This is a genomic window from Janthinobacterium sp. BJB426 (assembly GCF_002735705.1).
Taxonomy (GTDB): domain Bacteria; phylum Pseudomonadota; class Gammaproteobacteria; order Burkholderiales; family Burkholderiaceae_D; genus Janthinobacterium.
Window position 1 is genome coordinate 252,775 of sequence record NZ_PDZL01000003.1, and the last position, 15,938, is coordinate 268,712.

At 64.8% G+C, this 15,938-nt stretch carries 14 protein-coding genes; 3 read left to right on the forward strand and 11 right to left on the reverse strand.

The genetic code is table 11. The features are described 5' to 3' along the window. Positions 1–206: 206 nt before the first annotated feature. Positions 207–1,130: a LysR family transcriptional regulator gene (locus CSQ93_RS06640; RefSeq protein WP_099377346.1), complete on the reverse strand. Its 924-nt coding sequence runs from the start codon at positions 1,128–1,130 to the stop codon at positions 207–209. A gap of 123 nt (positions 1,131–1,253) precedes the next feature. Between CSQ93_RS06640 and CSQ93_RS06645 the strand changes: the two genes are divergently transcribed. After that, complete coding sequence (locus CSQ93_RS06645; RefSeq protein ID WP_099377347.1) at positions 1,254–2,021, forward strand: SDR family oxidoreductase; 768 nt, start codon at positions 1,254–1,256, stop codon at positions 2,019–2,021. Here CSQ93_RS06645 and CSQ93_RS06650 read toward each other — a convergent pair. The 8 genes from CSQ93_RS06650 to CSQ93_RS06685 all read right to left on the reverse strand — a co-directional run bounded on the left by CSQ93_RS06650 (position 1,949) and on the right by CSQ93_RS06685 (position 10,259). Next, complete coding sequence (locus CSQ93_RS06650; RefSeq protein WP_099377348.1) at positions 1,949–2,938, reverse strand: NAD(P)/FAD-dependent oxidoreductase; 990 nt, start codon at positions 2,936–2,938, stop codon at positions 1,949–1,951. The two genes, CSQ93_RS06645 and CSQ93_RS06650, sit on opposite strands and share 73 nt — an antisense overlap. Next, the gene (locus CSQ93_RS06655) at positions 2,925–3,377 is read right to left on the reverse strand and encodes an RrF2 family transcriptional regulator (RefSeq protein ID WP_099377349.1); all 453 of its coding nucleotides are present in this window, start codon (positions 3,375–3,377) and stop codon (positions 2,925–2,927) included. The genes CSQ93_RS06650 and CSQ93_RS06655 overlap by 14 nt, the downstream gene beginning before the upstream one ends. Before the next feature lie 113 nt (positions 3,378–3,490). After that, positions 3,491–4,891 (reverse strand): cytochrome c, encoded by a 1,401-nt coding sequence (locus CSQ93_RS06660; protein WP_099377350.1) that lies wholly within the window; start codon positions 4,889–4,891, stop codon positions 3,491–3,493. After that, complete coding sequence (locus tag CSQ93_RS06665; protein WP_099377351.1) at positions 4,888–6,498, reverse strand: GMC family oxidoreductase; 1,611 nt, start codon at positions 6,496–6,498, stop codon at positions 4,888–4,890. Before CSQ93_RS06665 ends, CSQ93_RS06660 begins: the two co-directional genes overlap by 4 nt. Positions 6,499–6,507: 9 nt before the next feature. After that, the gene (locus CSQ93_RS06670) at positions 6,508–7,032 is read right to left on the reverse strand and encodes a sorbitol dehydrogenase family protein (RefSeq protein ID WP_233516079.1); all 525 of its coding nucleotides are present in this window, start codon (positions 7,030–7,032) and stop codon (positions 6,508–6,510) included. A gap of 28 nt (positions 7,033–7,060) precedes the next feature. After that, a complete protein-coding gene (locus tag CSQ93_RS06675; protein WP_233516080.1) occupies positions 7,061–8,227 on the reverse strand; it encodes a porin in 1,167 nt (388 codons plus the stop codon). 365 nt (positions 8,228–8,592) lie between these two features. Further along, positions 8,593–9,048 carry a homoprotocatechuate degradation operon regulator HpaR gene (gene hpaR / locus CSQ93_RS06680; RefSeq protein WP_233516081.1) on the reverse strand — a complete coding sequence of 152 codons (456 nt, stop codon included), beginning with the start codon at positions 9,046–9,048 and terminating at the stop codon, positions 8,593–8,595. Positions 9,049–9,215: 167 nt separating this feature from the next. After that, complete coding sequence (locus CSQ93_RS06685; protein WP_099377354.1) at positions 9,216–10,259, reverse strand: LacI family DNA-binding transcriptional regulator; 1,044 nt, start codon at positions 10,257–10,259, stop codon at positions 9,216–9,218. Between the two features lie 114 nt (positions 10,260–10,373). On the opposite strand from CSQ93_RS06685, the gene CSQ93_RS06690 reads away from it, so the two are divergent. Beyond that, a complete protein-coding gene (locus CSQ93_RS06690; RefSeq protein WP_099377355.1) occupies positions 10,374–11,561 on the forward strand; it encodes a phytanoyl-CoA dioxygenase family protein in 1,188 nt (395 codons plus the stop codon). Positions 11,562–11,572: 11 nt separating this feature from the next. On the opposite strand, the gene CSQ93_RS06695 is transcribed toward CSQ93_RS06690, so the two are convergent. Further along, the gene (locus tag CSQ93_RS06695) at positions 11,573–13,564 is read right to left on the reverse strand and encodes a glycoside hydrolase family 3 protein (protein ID WP_099377356.1); all 1,992 of its coding nucleotides are present in this window, start codon (positions 13,562–13,564) and stop codon (positions 11,573–11,575) included. Between the two features lie 222 nt (positions 13,565–13,786). Between CSQ93_RS06695 and CSQ93_RS06700 the strand changes: the two genes are divergently transcribed. Continuing rightward, a complete protein-coding gene (locus CSQ93_RS06700; RefSeq protein ID WP_158301154.1) occupies positions 13,787–14,827 on the forward strand; it encodes a helix-turn-helix transcriptional regulator in 1,041 nt (346 codons plus the stop codon). 4 nt (positions 14,828–14,831) lie between these two features. Here the strand turns inward: CSQ93_RS06700 and CSQ93_RS06705 are convergent, their stop codons facing one another. Beyond that, positions 14,832–15,923 (reverse strand): porin, encoded by a 1,092-nt coding sequence (locus tag CSQ93_RS06705; RefSeq protein WP_099377358.1) that lies wholly within the window; start codon positions 15,921–15,923, stop codon positions 14,832–14,834. Positions 15,924–15,938: the final 15 nt, after the last annotated feature.

The window sequence follows — 15,938 nt, forward strand, 5'->3', positions numbered from 1 at the left end:
ATGCGGCAATTCGTGGATGGGGTCTGTCAGGGATGGACGGCACAGACAAAAACTTTCTTTTCAGAATGTTTTCATCTTACACAAGCATAGCGACAGATCGTGTCGCTACCACCCGCCATATCATGTTATTTGTGAAAAGAAAGTATATTTACAACAACGCGGCGGCTAGCCCAGGCTGCGCTGACGACAAGAGCCATCGCCATGCATTAATCGGGCCGTATCTGCGTGGCGAAATCGCGCTGGCGGAATTGCTCCAGCAGGAAATCAACGAAGACGCGCGTCTTCGCGGGCAGGAGCTTCTTGCTCGGATAGTACACGGACAAGGGGCCGGAATCAGCATGCCAGCCGGGCAGCAAGCGGACCAGGGCGCCGCTGCGCAAATGGGCCAGCGCGTGCGGCATGGGTAGCAGCGCCACGCCGACGCCGAGGATGGCTGCCTGCGCCATCGCTTCCGGGTCGTCGAAGATGGCGCGCGGGCGGCATTCGGCCACGCCTTCGCCGCCGGATCCGTCGCGCAATATCCAGCTGCGCAATCTGCCGCTGCCAGCCGAGCGGCGCGCCACGCCGTCGAAGTGCGCCAGGTCCGACGGATGCGCGGGCATGGCCTTGCCCTGCATGAAGGCGGGCGACGCCGTGGCGACGATGTGGGCGTGGCCCAGTTCCCGCGCCACCACGCCCGGCGTCAGTTCGATGCCGCCGCCGATGGCGACATCGAACCCTTCGCCGATCAAGTCCACTTGCCGGTTGTCGAAATGGCAGTCGGGGATGACGCCAGGATAGCGCGCAATGAATTCGCCCAGCAAGGGCACCACGTAGCTGCGACCGAACGATGGCGCCATGCTGATTTTCAGTATGCCGGCCGGCTGGCCGCCCTCTTCCGCCACGCCGGCGATCGCTTCGCGCAAGGTGGACAGGGCGCCGCCGATCTGCTGCAGGAAGCGCTCGCCCCCTTCCGTCAGGGTCAGGCGGCGCGTGCTGCGCTGGAACAGCCGCAATCCCAGGCTCGCTTCCAGCCGCGCCACGTTCTTGCTGACGGCGGCCGGCGTCAGCCCCAGGCGGCGCGCGGCCGCCGAAAAGCTGCCCAGCTCGGCAGACAGCACGAATGATTGCAAGTGATTGAGGGCTTCCATACGCCCATTCTACCCGCTCACTTGATACTAATGGTTGAAAGTGATTGTAGGGATTGATGGCTAGCGCGGCAGGAATGAAAGGCAGATACTGAATTCCTCGACTCCTCACACAGAAAGCACATCATGCAAACCCCAGCCACCACCAGCACCTCTTTACCACTGCAAGACAAGATCGCGTTTGTGACGGGCGGCTCGCGCGGCATCGGCGCCGCCATCGTGCGCCGCCTTGCCAGCCAGGGCGCCAACGTCGTCTTCACGTATCAAAGTTCCGCCGCCGAAGCGCAGGCGCTGGCCGCCAAAGTCGAAGCGGCAGGCGGCAAGGCTCTGGGCGTGCAAGCCGATGCGGCCGACGCCAGCGCCCTGACGGCCGCCATCGACAAGGTGGCGGCGCAGTTCGGCCGTGTCGATATCCTCGTCAACAATGCGGGCGTGTTCCTGCCCGGCGCCATCGACGATTTTTCGCTGGCAGACTTCGACAAGACCTTGAACGTCAACGTGCGCGCCGTGTTCGTCGCCATCAAGGCGGCCGTGGCGCACATGCAGACGGGCGGGCGCATCATCAACATCGGCAGCACGAATGCGCACCGCATGCCGTTCGGCGGCGCGGCTGCCTATGCCATGAGCAAATCGGCGCTGAGCGGCCTGACGCAAGGCCTGTCGCGCGACCTGGGACCGCGCGGCATCACCATCAACAACGTGGAACCTGGCCCCGTCGCCACGGACATGAACCCGCCGACGGGCGACTTCGCCGACCTGATGCACGGCCTGATGGCCCTGCCCCGCCATGGCACGGCCGATGAAATCGCCGGCATGGTGGCCTACCTGGCCAGCACGGAAGCGGCTTTCGTCACGGGCGCCGGACTGAAGATCGATGGCGGTTTTGCCGCCTGATCCAGCCCGAACATCAGCGAACGGTGCGCCGCCACGCCTGCCATGGCGCCATCGGCCACCGCGAACGCCACGCTGCCCGCCATGCGGCCCGCGTCGCCGCAGCAAAACACGCCAGGCACGCTGCTGGCCTTTTGCTCGTCGGTGCGCACGAACGGTCCCATGGGTCCCTCTTCCAGCAAGCAGCCCAATTCGCCGGCGAGGGAACTGGCCAGGCGGGTGCGGGTCGCCACGAACAGGCCGGCCATCGCGTGGCGGCTGCCGTCGGCCGTAACTACGTCGGCCACGCCGTCGATCCGTGCTACGGGCGTGCGCACCAGCTTAACGCCGCGCGCATCGAGCTGCGCCAGCTGCGCCGCATCGGGCTCGAACGCGCCATTCAGGAAAAAAGTGACCGTGCCCCAGTCGGGCAGCATCAGGGCGTGATGCATGGACAGCGGGCCGGTGGCCAGCACGCCGATAGCGCCCTGCTCCAGTTCATAGCCGTGGCAGTACGGGCAGTGAAAGACGCTGCCGCCCCAGCGCTCGGCCAGACCATCGACGGGCGGCAGTTCGTCGATCACGCCGGTGGCCAGCACGAGGCGGCGGCCGTGGACGACATGGCCGTCCGCCAGGGTCACGTCGAAACCATCTCCATCACCGCTCGCCACCGCTTGCACGGCCGTGCCGTCCAGCCATGTGACGCTGGCATACGCCATCAACTGCGCCTTGCCTTCGGCCGCGATGGCGGCCGTCCCGCTGCCGTCCTGAGTCAGGAAACCGTGGGAATGGCTGGCGTAGCGGTTGCGGCGCCGGCCGCCGTCGATCACCAGCACACGTCGGCGGGCGCGCGCCAGTTGCGTGGCGGCGGACAGGCCCGCGTAGCTGCCGCCGACGATGATGGCATCGAACGGAATGCCAGGCGATTCAGGAATGTGCATGCGGTGCTCCTTTGTGGGTGGCGTATTGTTGGCTGAAACGGTCAGCCAGGTCGGCCAGGGTGACGGCGCCAAAACGCTGGATCAGCAGCGCCTCGGCTTCGTCAAAGGCGCCGGCCAGCGACTGGTTGACCACTTGCTCGACCAGGCAGCCCGGCTGGTCGACGCGGTTGCCCATGGCGAAGATGGTGGGCGACCCCACGGCTACGTAAATGTCTTGCAGGGTCACCCGGTGCAGGTCGCAGACGATGCGCCAGCCGCCGCCATGGCCCTTGATGGACGCCACGTAGCCGCGCTCGCGCAAGCCGGCCATCACGCGCCGCACCAGCACGGGGTTGGTGTCCAGGTAGCCGGAGAGTTCCTCGGACGTCATCGGGCGTCCCGCGTGGGCCATGTGCAGCAGCACATGGAGGATCGATGATAGTTTGCTGTCGCGTCTCATGTAACTAATGATAGTACATAATCTATGCAGATGCAATTGAGTTGCGATTTTTGCGGCATAAAAAAAGGGCCAGACTTTGCGGTCTGGCCCCAGCTTATGCGATCAATTCACGCTTACACCGGCTTGCGCCGCCGTCCCCGCCACCATACCAGCAAGGCCAGCAACACCAGCACGCCGACGATGATGCCCGCGCGGGCCAGGTCGATCAGGTTTGACGGCGCGCCGCCATTGCGCAGGGTCGTCACCTGTTCCGCCGTCACCTTGATGGCGGGATTGCCGTACATCTTCTGCACGTAATTGCCCAAGGTGACGATCTGCTCGTCCGACAGGGTCTGGCGGAAGGCGGGCATCAGATGACTCGCATGGGCACCCCTGCCATCCTGCCGCTCGACGCCATCGAGGATCGCCATCACCAGGTTGTTGCTGTTGCTGCGGCCCGTCACCGAGTTGTGGAACAGCGGCGGCAAGCTGCCGTCGAAACTGCCCTCGCCCCTGGCCTGGTGGCAGCTGGCGCACTGCGCATCGTACAGCTGCGCGCCCGACATCCTGTTCAGATTTTGCGGCAGCGGCACGCCGCGTATGCTGCTCAACTCGTCGCCCGCCTGGCCCCATTGCGTCACAGGCTTCACGTCCGCCTTGTCGCGGATGGCGGGCACGCTCTTGATGTAGTGCGCGATGGCGTTCAAGTCCGCATCGCTCAGGTGCTTCAGGCTATGGTCGATGGCTTCGGCCATCGGTCCCGCCGCCTGCGCCTTGTTGGCCGCGCGGCCCGTGCGCAGGTAGCCGGCCAGTTCCTGCTGGCTCCAGCCGCCCACGCCGCTGTTGGCGTCCGACGTGATGTTCGGCGCGTACCAGGTGCCCAGGTCGGCCCCGCCCAGCTCCTTCGACAGTTGCTCGGCCATCAGCGCATTGCGCGGCGTGTGGCACGTGGTGCAGTGGGCCAGGCCTTGCGCCAGGTAGGCGCCGCGGTTCCACTCCATGCTTTTCGACGCATCGGCCACGAAGGGCTTCTTGTCGAGGAAGAGCAGATTCCAGCCCGCCATCGACAGGCGGATGTTGAACGGGAACGGCAAGTCCGTCGTTTGCGCCGGCGCCGTGTCCACCGCCGCCACGCCATGCATGAAGTAGGCGTACAGGGCGGCCGTATCGTCATCCGTCACCTTGGCGTAGGCCGTGTAGGGCATGGCCGGATACAGGTTGGCGCCGTCGGCGCGCACGCCATGGCGCACGGCGTCGGAAAACTGCTTGAGCGTGTAGTTGCCGATGCCATGCGTTATCGACGGCGTGATGTTGGTGGCGACAATGGCGCCCAGCGGCGTGGCCAGGGCCAGGCCGCCCGCCATCGGTTTGCCGCCAGGTACGCTATGGCAGGCAATGCAGTCGCCCGCCGTGGCCAGGTAGCGGCCACGTTCGATCGACTGCACGTCCGCGCCCGGCGCTTGCGCCGCCAGCACCGGCAAGGCCGCAAGGGATAGCAAGGCGGCACCCGCCGCCAGTCGGTAGGCCGCCATCATGCCGTTCCTCCCTGTTGTTCATCGAGGATGTGCTTGACGGTGCGCAGTGCCACGGCCAGGCCGTTTTCCGTCGAATTGCAGGTGCCGGACGTGGGCAGCACGCCGGTGCTGCACAGGAACAGGTTGACGTGGTCAAACGTGCGACCCCACTGGTCGCACACGGCCTTGGCCGGGTCGGAACCCATCGACAGGGTGCCGCAGATGTGCTGGTTGTTGGCGAACACGCCTTCCTTGCTGTGACGCAGGTTGGTGCCGCCCATCAGCTTGGCGATCTGCTCGAAATCCTGCTTCGAACGCTCGTGGCCACGCTTGGTGTACTCATCGATCGCATAATGCGCCTGCGGCTTGGGGATGCCCATGGCATCCTTTTCACTGCTGAGGGCAATGCGGTTTTCCGGGTTCGGCAGCACTTCCAGCACGTTTTTCAGGCTCATTTCACGGGCCGAGCGGAAACGCAGCTGCTGTTCGAACTCTTCGCCAAACACGCCCTTGCCGATCAGTTCCCTGGTGGCGCCATCGACTCTCGAAATGTTCGTGAAATCCAGGCGGTACGGCGAATGCTGGCTGCGGAAGTCGCCATCGCGCATGGTGTTGATGGAATTGGGGCTTTGCGGGCCCCGGCCCAGCCACAGGTCTTCATCGGCGTCGAAGGTGATCGACGTGCTCGGGTGGTCCATCAGGTTGCGGCCCACCATGTCGCTGCTGTTGGCCAGGCCGTTCGGATATGTGTCCGAGGCGGAAACGAGCAGCAAACGGGGGCTTTCGATGCCGTTGGCCGCCAGAATAAAGGTCTTGGCCGTGACCCGGTGGCTGTTTTTGTCCACGTCGTAGTACAGGGCCGCCGTGATGCGGCCCTGCGCATCGTGTTCCAGCTTGTAGACGTTGGCGTTGCAGACGATCTTGACGCCCGCGTCTTCCGCCTGCTGCGCGGCGATGCCGCCGTGGTATTGCGCGTCGATAGGGCAGATCGGCTGGCAGCTGTTGTTGCCGCAGCAGGCCGGGCGGCCATCGTAGCTGGCGCTGTTGCGCGCCACCGTGTTGCCGACGACCTTGAACGACGGGTCGAGGCGTTCGCGAATGCGGCGCATGGCGTACGGCTCCGTCACGGGGTCCATCGGGAAGGCCTGCTTGCGCGGCGAACCCGTATTGTCGGCACCCGAGACGCCCATGATTTCTTCCGCTTCCTGGTAGAACGGTTCCAGATCTGCATAGCTGATCGGCCAGTCGACGCCCACGCCATACAGGGTATGGATGCGGAAATCGTTCGGCACATTGCGCCACGCCTGCGCAGCCCAGTGCCACGAGGTGCCGCCGAACTGGCGGATGTATTCGGCCGGGTACGGATACGGGCCGGCCTGCACCAGGTGGCCGTTATCGGTCGGCTGGTAGATCGGGTGCGGCGCCGTGGCCACCGACGGATACGGCGACATCCAGTCGCTGCGGCGCGTCGTGTTGCGGAAACGGGCGACGATTTCGCCGCGCGACACGCGCGGCCCCGCTTCCAGGATCAGCACCGAGGCACCCGCCAGCGCGAGCTTGCGCGCGGCCAGGGAACCGATGATGCCGGAGCCGATCACGAGGTAATCGGCGGAGAGTTCTTCAGCCATGATGGCTCCTTAAATTGGTTTTCTGGCCCAGCTGCCGTAGGCGCCGTAGGAATACGTGGGAGGCTTGAGCACGTCGGCCACGACGGCAGCGTTCAGCGCCTGCTCGTAGGCGACGCAGACGGCCGCCTCGCCCGTGCCGACGATGCCCAGGTACCAGGCGCTGGCGATCTGGCGCGGCAAGGCCGCCAGCGGCGACTGGGCCGGATCGAGCCCGTCGAGCGCTTCCTGCAGGCCGGCCGCCTGCAAGCCCTGCGCGTTGATCAGCGCCAGCAGCGCGCGCACCTTCGCCGGGAAGGCGGCGTCCTGCGCCACCAGTGCGTCATACAGGCGCCTGGCCAGCACGGGGTCGAGCACCTGGCGCCCGACCAGCATGGCCGACACGCCGAGGAAGGCGCCCTGCTCCGCATTGGCGACCGGTGCGGCCAGCGCCCAGGGAATCAGCGCCGCGGCCGACGCCGACAGCAAACCGGCCAGCACCATGCGGCGGCCGGGATTCAGAGGGCCGCGGCCCTCCTTGTGATGTGTAGCGTCCAATTGAAGCTCCCGTGAGTTCAGCAACCGTTCAGAAAGAATGCTTGAGACCGACCATGACCACCGTCTGCCCGCCGTTCGACGACGGCGTGCCGTTTTGCGAATCGCCGACCGAAGCGACGGCGTTGACGATGGCGCCGTCCTGGCCCAGGGTCTGGCCGCGCGCCAGCTGGCGCGCTTCGATCAGGTAGATCGCCGTGCGCTTGGACAGCGCGTAATTCTGTTCGAGCGACAGCTGGCGGTAGCGCGCGCGGTCCGACACGCCGTTGGCGTGGCTGGCGAAGGTGTCGCTATAGCCGGCGGACAGGAACCATTGCGGCGTCAGCTGGTAGCTCGAGATCAGGCCGGCCGTGTTGAAGATGGCCGTGTCGCGGAAGGCCGAGCGGCTGCCTGCCTGGTACTGCACGTTGCTGGCATTCGCGCCCACCATCCACTTGCCCATGGTGTAGCGCGCGCTGGCGGCGATGAACGCTATGCTGTCCGCCGAGGCGTAGCCACGGTTGAGGGCAGAGATGCCAAAGCTGCCCGATGCGTTGTCGCTCCAGCCGGCGCCATTCTGTCCATTTTTCAGTTTCAGGTAGCCGAGCGCGAATTCGGCCGGCGCAGTGCTGTATTTGACGGCGGCGCTGAAGGTGCTGCCCACGGCATTGCCATCAGACGCTTCGCCAAAACCGTACTGCGCGCTGGCCTGCAGACCGCGCCATGCCGGCATGCTGTAGGTGACGGAATTGCTGATGCGCACGGTCGTATCAAGGCCGTCGATATCGCCCGGGTGGGCGCCGGTGGCTCCCGTCAAGACATTGCTCGACGCCAGCGAGCCCACCAGCAGGTAGTACGGCGTGTACTGGCGGCCGGCCGTCACGCTGCCGTAAGCGGTCGATTGCAAGCCCACGTAAGCCTGGCGGTTGAACAGGGCACTGGCAGAACTTTGCGCGCCCGTATCGCTTTCAAAACCGTTTTCCAGCAGGAACAGCGCCTTCAGGTCGCCGCCCAGGTCTTCCACGCCCTGGAAACCGATCTTGCTGGCGGACAAGCTGCCGCTGCGCATGTAGGTGTTCGAATTGCCGCCCTGGTTGCCCGTGTACGCCATGGCCGCGTCGACCACGCCGTAAATCGTGACATTGCTTTGGGCGCAAACGTTTGCGCCGATGAGCGTGGAGACGGCCAGCGCCGCAGCGCGCATGCATGTAATGTTCATTTTTTCCTGATTTTCCTGTTTTATTGTACGTCCAACAAGTATTACCGCCGTGATGGCGACATACAGGCGTGGCGCCGCAGTGCTCCCCCCTCCCACGAGTGGGGCGTCCGCTGTTCTTCTTGATTTGAATCAAGTGGAGCAAATTATACGCTTATTTACTCACATGTAAGTAATTGACTGTAAGGCGTAGTCTTATAGCAAAACTTTCTTGTGTCTTATAGCAAAATCGGCAGGCGTGCGGCCGCACGCCCCGCAACGTGCGGAAATACGCGGAACAGATATGGGGAAAGCAGCGGCTGCGCGTGTCGGAAAACACGCGCCCGGTGGATAGTCAGGCGGGCAGAAAAACGGGGGAACCGGGAAGGTCAGCGCAGGATGGCGGGCGCCACCGGCAAAGTTTCGAGGGCAATGAAGGCTTCCAGGGTGCGGCGCATGTCTTCGAACACCTGCTTGCCATAGGCCGCTTCCAGGTGGGCATATTGCAGGTCGATGAGCTTACCCATCTGCATCAGCAAACTGGCGCCCGCTTCCGACAGGTGCACCTTGCGGCGGCGCTGGTCGCCTTCGAACTTGCTGCGCCCGATCAGGCCGATTTCTTCCATCCGCGCCAGGATGCCGCTCATGCTGGGACTCGATATCTGGCAGATCTCGCACAGCTCGCGCGGTTCCAGGGTCGGACTTTCATTCAGCGCGCGCATGATGCGCCACTGCTGCTCCGTCACGCCGAAGTGATTGAGGATGGGACGGAAATGCTGGAGCAGGCTGTCGCGGGCCTTCAGCAGCAGTTGCGGCATGTTCGGATAACGGATCGGTAGCTGCAAGCGGAACTCCCTGGATGGCCGGCAAATGAAGGTCATTATACGGCCCACCCAGTGCAAACGGCAGGCTGGCAACGATGTATTTTTCGCTACGCCCGTCCTTCCGCCGCTATCAGCGCGCCGTAACAGAGGTAGCGGCTCACCATCAGTTCGAGCGGAGAAAACGGCAATCAAGTCAGGCAATTCAACGCGGGCAGATTCCACGGCGTGACCACCTGGATGGAGGACAAGGGCGCCGGCTGCGCCAGGGCCGGCAGCGCGCCCTGCGCCCGCAGCACCTCTTGGCAGGCGCGGCGCATGTCCTGGCCCAGGTCATGGTGCAGCACGGCCTGGATGGCGCCCGACTTGAGCAGCGCCACGTTGTCCGCGTCCAGGTCATGACCGATGAAGACCTGGCAGGGCCGGTCCGCCTGCGCGAATGCCCGCACGATGGCGGCATTGCCGCCGCCGATCGAATACACGGCGGCGATGGCGGGATGCGCGGCCAGAGCCTGGCGCACCAGCGCGCCCGTGGCGCCATCGATGCCGTGGCCTTCGCTCACTTCGACGATGGATAAATGGCGGTGCCGTTCGCGCAGCGCGCGGCGAAAGCCGATCTCGCGCTCTTCCTCGCCATGAAAGCGGTTGCTGCTCAGGGTCACCAGCACCTGCTGTTTCTTTCTCGCGCTGCCCAGCCACTGGCCGATCAGGTAAGCAGCCGTCTCCCCTGCGGCGCGGTTATCCATGCCCACATAGCTGCGGCGCGCGGACGCTGGCAAGTCCGTCACCAGGGTCACCACGGGGATGCCGGCCGCAGCCAGCCGGCCCACCGCCTCGGCCACGGGCGGCAAGTCCGGTGCTTTCAGCAGCACGCCGTGGCTGCCGTTCTTGCGGATGCGTTCGAGCTGCTCGACGATGCCATCCACCTCCAGGGTTTCATGCAGGTGAAAGCGCGAGCGCAGCACGGCCGGATGCAAGGATGGCAGCTCCGATTCGAGTGCGGCGCGCACGGCGTCCGTAAAGCGGCGCGGCGCCACCATCAGCACGTCGAGCATGAATTTTCTGCCGGACAGGCCCACCTGCGTGCTTTGCCGCGCCAGTTCATCGAGCGCCTGCATCACGCGGCGCACCGTATTGGCATGCACGCCGCCGCGCTGCTTGATCACGCGGTCGACGGTGGCCACGCTGACGCCGGCCTGCAGCGCCACGACCTTGACGGGAAACGGATGCGTCATGCCATGTCCATTCTATTAAATAATTTTTTGATGGTTTTTTGATGGATTTCCTGATGAAAAAAGCGGATTTTCATCCCTATACTGATTCTACAACTTAAACAACGGAGACACCGCATGATCACCCAAGACGCCGCGCCGCCCGCGCCCTTCTGGCTGTCGCAGCAAGACTGCCAGCTCGATGACTTCATCCGCACCATCAGCCAAGGCACGGCGCTGGCCGACTATCCCCACGCCACTGCGGTGAAAGAAAATATTCTCGTCTACGATTGCGACCAGGTGCGTGCACTGGCCGCCAGCAAGGCGTCGCTGCGCGCGCTGCAGGCTGAATGGGGCAAGGCGCTGATGGATGGCCCCGGCGTCATCGTGCTCCAGCGCGCCATCGACGACACGGCGACGCTGGAACAGGTGAGCGGCGTGTTTCGCGCACTGATCGCCGAACAGCACGCGAGCGGCCAGGCGGGCGGCGACCATTTCGCCAAACCGGGCGCGAATGACCGTATCTGGAACGCCCAGCAAAAACTGTGTCTGCGCGCGCCCGAAGCGTTCGCGCGCTATTACAGCAATCCCGTCTTCGCGTGGATCGCCGAGGCCTGGCTCGGTCCCGCCTACCAGATGACGGCGCAAGTGAACGTCGTCAACCCGGGCGGGGCGGCCCAGGCGCCGCACCGCGACTATCACCTGGGCTTCCAGAGCGCCGCCAGCTGCGCCGCCTATCCCGCGCCCGTGCACCAGATGTCGGCTCTCCTGACCTTGCAGGGCGCCGTCGCCCACTGCGACATGCCGCTGGCATCCGGCCCCACCCTGTACCTGCCCTATTCGCAGCGCTACCAGGCCGGTTTCCTCGCCTGGCAGCAGCGGCCTTTCCGCGACTATTTTGCCCGGCATTGCGTGCAGCTGCCGCTGTCACAAGGCGACGCCGTCTTCTTCAACCCCGCCCTGTTCCATGCGGCGGGCCACAACCGCTCGCCCGACATCCGCCGCATGGCCAACCTGCTGCAAGTGTCGTCGCCGTTCGGTCGCGCCATGGAAGCGCTGGACCGCCGCGCCATGAGCGCCGCGCTGTATCCGGCCCTGCAGGCCTTGCGGGCAGAGGAAACCCTGTCCGCCGATGGGATTGTTCACGCGATTGCCGCCTGCGCAGAAGGCTATGCCTTCCCCAGCAACCTTGATCGTGATCAACCGATCGGCGGCATGGCCCCGCCCACGCAGCAGCAGCTCATGCACGAAGCGCTGGCGCAGGACTGGCCCGCCGCGCGCTTCCTCGACGCGCTCGACAGCCAAGCCTGGCGCCAGCAAGCCTGAACAGCAGCGTTTTAGTACGCCAGCCCGTAGCCGAACTTGTACAGCGGATGGGCCGTGTCATACGGCACGTCCGATTTCTGCACCTGCACTTCGGCCATCGACGAAGGCAGTTCGAACGGCAGCTTGCCTTGCGGCTTGGCCTTGCCCGTCAGGACATCGAACAGCGCGCCGTCGCTCACGCCGAAGTTGGCGAGGATGGCGCTGGCCTTGTCCTGCACGTTGCCGAGGATGGCCGGGCGGTCCAGGTACACGGTGACCACCGTCTTCGGCGCGAACTTCGCCGCGTTCTTGATCGCCTCGTAGTCGGCATTGCCGTCCACGTAATCGAGGCGGCCCTCGTGCTGCATGCTGCCGAAGATGTAGTTCGGGTGCAGGGTTTCATACGGCGCGGCCACGCGCAGCAGGGCCACGTCCGCTTCCTGCGGCGTGGCGACCACCGTGTAGCCATACTGCTGCGCCACGGCCGCATCGATGCCGTACAGGTAGACTTTCTTGACGTTGGCCGCCAGCGGCAAGACCTTTTCCTTGTTCTCCAGCAGAACCAGCGAGCGGCGCTGGGCCTCCAGGCCTGCCTCGATGAAGTCCGCCTTGCCCACCGTGGTGGCCGCCTTGGCCGCATCGACGAACGGATGCTCGAACAGACCCTGCTTGAATTTCTGGATCAGGATGCGCCGCGCCGACGCGTTGATGCGCGTTTCCGTCAGCTGGCCCCGCTGCACGGCTTGCGTCAGGTAGGGCGCTTCCGTCACGCCGCCAAACTGGTCCATCCCGGCCGTCACGGCCTTGACATAGCGCTCGGCCTTGGTGGCGTCTTCCATGCCCCACGGCGTGCCGAAGCCGATGAAGGAAGGCGCCACGCCCGGCGCCGTGCCGTTGCGGCAATTGGCGTCGCAGTCGGAAGTGATGCCCCAGTCGGAAAGGATCACACCCTCGAAGCCGTATTTGCCGCGCAGCAAGTCCGTCAGCATGGTCTTGCTGAAACCGGCCGCCACCTGCTCCAAGGTGATGCCGTCGATGGTGATATTGCCGTCCGGCAGAGCGTAGGTCGGCATGACGGAGGCCGCCTTGGCCGTGAACGCGCCTTCGAACGGCTTCACGTGGTAGGCAAAGTTGTTGCCCGGGTAAGTCATGTAGCGGCCATAGTAATTGTGGCCATCGAAGCCCTCTTTCGTGGCGCCGTAGCCGACCCAGTGCTTGACGACGGCTACCACGCTGCCGTCATGCAGGCCCGTGTTCCCATCCTGGAAGCCCTCGATATAGTGCTGCACCATGCGCTTGGCCAGATCCGCATCTTCGCCAAAGGTGCCGTTGATGCGCGACCAGCGCGGCTCGGTGGCCAGGTCCGCCTGCGGCGACAGGGCCTGCGTGATGCCGACGGCCAGGTACTCCTGGCGCGCGATGTCGCCGAAGCGGCGCACCAGCGCATCGTCGCCGATGGCGGCCAGGCCCAGGGTTTCCGGCCACTGGGAAAATCCCTTGGTGCCGGCGCTGGCGCCCACCGTGTACTGGAAATGGTGGCGCGGGTCCGTGCTGATGGACACGGGAATGCCATGGCGCGAGGTTTCGCTGATTGCCTGCACCTTGTTGTACTGGGCCGCCATATTGGCCGTATCGCCCGCCATGCGGGTAATGAAGGTGTTGACGTACTGCTTAACGATCAGGTCTTGCAGGGCCGTCAAGTCATACGCGCCGCCCAGGCCGATGCCGGAAGGGTCGGACACGGTGGGCGCCGTGCCGTGCATCATCAGGCCCGCTTTTTCATCAAGGCTCATGCGGGACAACAAATCGTCGGCACGCGCTTCGGCTGGCAGGCGCCAGTCTTCATACGGGTCGATCTTGCCGTTGCGGTTCATGTCCTTGAAGGTATAGCCGTCGACCTGGATCTGGCTGTAGGTGGTGGCGCCAAACACGGGCTGCGTGTATTGCTCGCTGCCGTTATTGCCGCAGGCGGCCAGGGCAAGCGTGGCGACGCAGCCGGCGACCATGCGGGCCATCGGTTTCATAGTGCAATTCATCATTATCTCCAAGACTGTTTTTGTAGGTATCCGGGTGGCATCAGGGCCAGCCCGAAATCAATATAGCGTGAGAATGCGTGAGTTTCTTGACCGCGCAGCACGCGCTTTATACCCGCGAGAACAATTTTTGGTTAGATGGCATGAGAACCAACAATCTCCTACAAAGTGCTAATATTTGTGAAAAATTACTACAACAAGCAGGAGACACCCTTGCACAAACCCGATACGCGCACGGTTTCGAACCGGATTGCGCAGCAATGCGCGCGCGCCATGCAAGCCGATGGGCACGACCCCGCCGACTTCTTCCGGCAGACCGGCATCACGCCGGCGCAGCTGAACGAGCCTGGCGGGCGCATCAACGCCGAGCGTCACCGCCGCATGACGGCTTATGCGCAGCAACTGCCGCAGCACCGGGCGATTCTCGACCTCGACGTGACGCACTGGTTCGCGCATTACTCGGGCATCGCCCACGTCTGCTTCAACCGCCCCACCCTGCGCAGCGCGCTGCACGAGCTGCTGCACTTGCGGGGCCTGATCGGCGAATTCGACTTCATGCTGATGAGCGAAAATGGCACGCGCATCGAGATCGAATACCTGTCCGAGTTCTGCCCGCTGGGAGGCGCCATGCAGGCGCTGGCCAATTTCCGCATGCTGTCGCTGGTGGCGCGCGCCTACGACGATGGCGCGGCCACCGCCTTCCATGCCGGCTTCCATGGCAAGGCGCCGTGGTTCGCGCCGGCCATTGCCGAGTGCTTCGGCGCCGCCGCCACCTTTGGTCAGGCGCGCAACACGCTGACGTTTGACGCGCCGGCGCTGGACCGGCCCTTCGTCCAGTTCAACGCCATGCTGGCGCCGCACGCGCTGCGGCACGCGCAGGGGCAATTACAGCAGTTGCAGGGCGCGCAGCTATTTTCGGCCCGCGTGGAGCAAGCCATCATCGATTTGCTGGGCCGGCAAGGCGCAGGAGATGCCGACGGCGCCGCGCTGCTGCCGGCCCTGTGCGACGGCCTGGCGATGAACCGCTGGACCCTGCAACGCCAGCTGCAGCAGGAGCAAACATCGTTCCGCGCACTGGAACTGCGCGCCAAAAGCCGCGAATCGCGCCGTTTGCTGCGCGAAACGAGTCTGAGCGTGGTGGAAATCGGCGAACGCCTGGGCTTTTCCTCGCAAAGCGCGTTCACCCGCTTCTTCAAGACCCAGTTCGAGCTGCCGCCGGCGCGCTACCGGCACGACATGCAAGGCAGCTCATAGGACGTCAGAAGAAATGGCGCACGCCCGCCATCACGCCATTCTGCGTGCGCCCCGCACCCACCGTGCCGCCCGCGTCCAGCGCCACGGCCGCCGCGCCATCGTTGTCCATGCGGCCGATGGCGCCGTAGATGGCCGTGCGCTTGGACAGGTGATAGGTCAGGCGCGCGGTGGCCAGGGTGGCATCGTTCGGGCTGTCCTTCACGGCCAGTTTGGCCACCTGGCCGTCAAGCACCAGCGCTGGCGCGAGCGGCCAGGCGGCGCCCACATACAGCAGTTGCGAGTCGACGGCCCCCCCGGCGGCCCGGATGGTGCGGTCGATGATGCCGCCGCCGATTTTCAGTTGATCAAACATGGCATAAGCGCTGGCGATCACGCGGCGGTCGAAGTGGCGGCTCGACGTGAGGCCGTTGGCCGCGCCTGCGTTGCCGTACATGATGTCGTACGACGCCGTGGCGCCGTCGCGGCCCGTGTCGTAGCCCAGCAAGGCGGTAATCTGGCGGCAGGCCTTGGCATTGCCCGCCACTTCGCCCGCGCAGCCCGTAGCTGCCGGCCCGCCCGCCGCCGAGGCATCGCGCCCCAGGCTGTAGGTGGCGCCCACGGTCACGTCGGAAAACGTGCCCAGGTAACCGATGGCGTTGTCGCTGCGGGCGTTCGGCAGGTACAGATCGAGACTGCTGATGGAAAACAGGGCCGGCCCCATGATGTCGGACTTTTGCGTGGCCCAGAACGACATGTTCATCTGCCGCCCCAGCATCACGCTGCCATAGCGGCCCTTCAGGCCCACCCACGACTGGCGGCCGAACAGTCTCCCGCCTTGCCCCGCGACGCCCGTATCGACGCCGAAGCCCGATTCCAGCGCAAAGATCGCCTGCAAGCCACCGCCCAGGTCTTCCACGCCCTTGAAGCCGAAACGCGACGGCAATGAACCGGTCAAGGTGGGCATCTTGGTGACGCTGTCGCCGGCCGCGTTGGCATTCGTCGTGTAGGCCAGCGAACTGTCGAGCACTCCATACAGGGTGACGCTGCCTTGCGCATAGGCGGTGCTGCAGGCGCACGTGCCCAGCAGCGCCATGGTGATGGCGTTGATTTTTCTCATGCTTGTCTCCGTTTA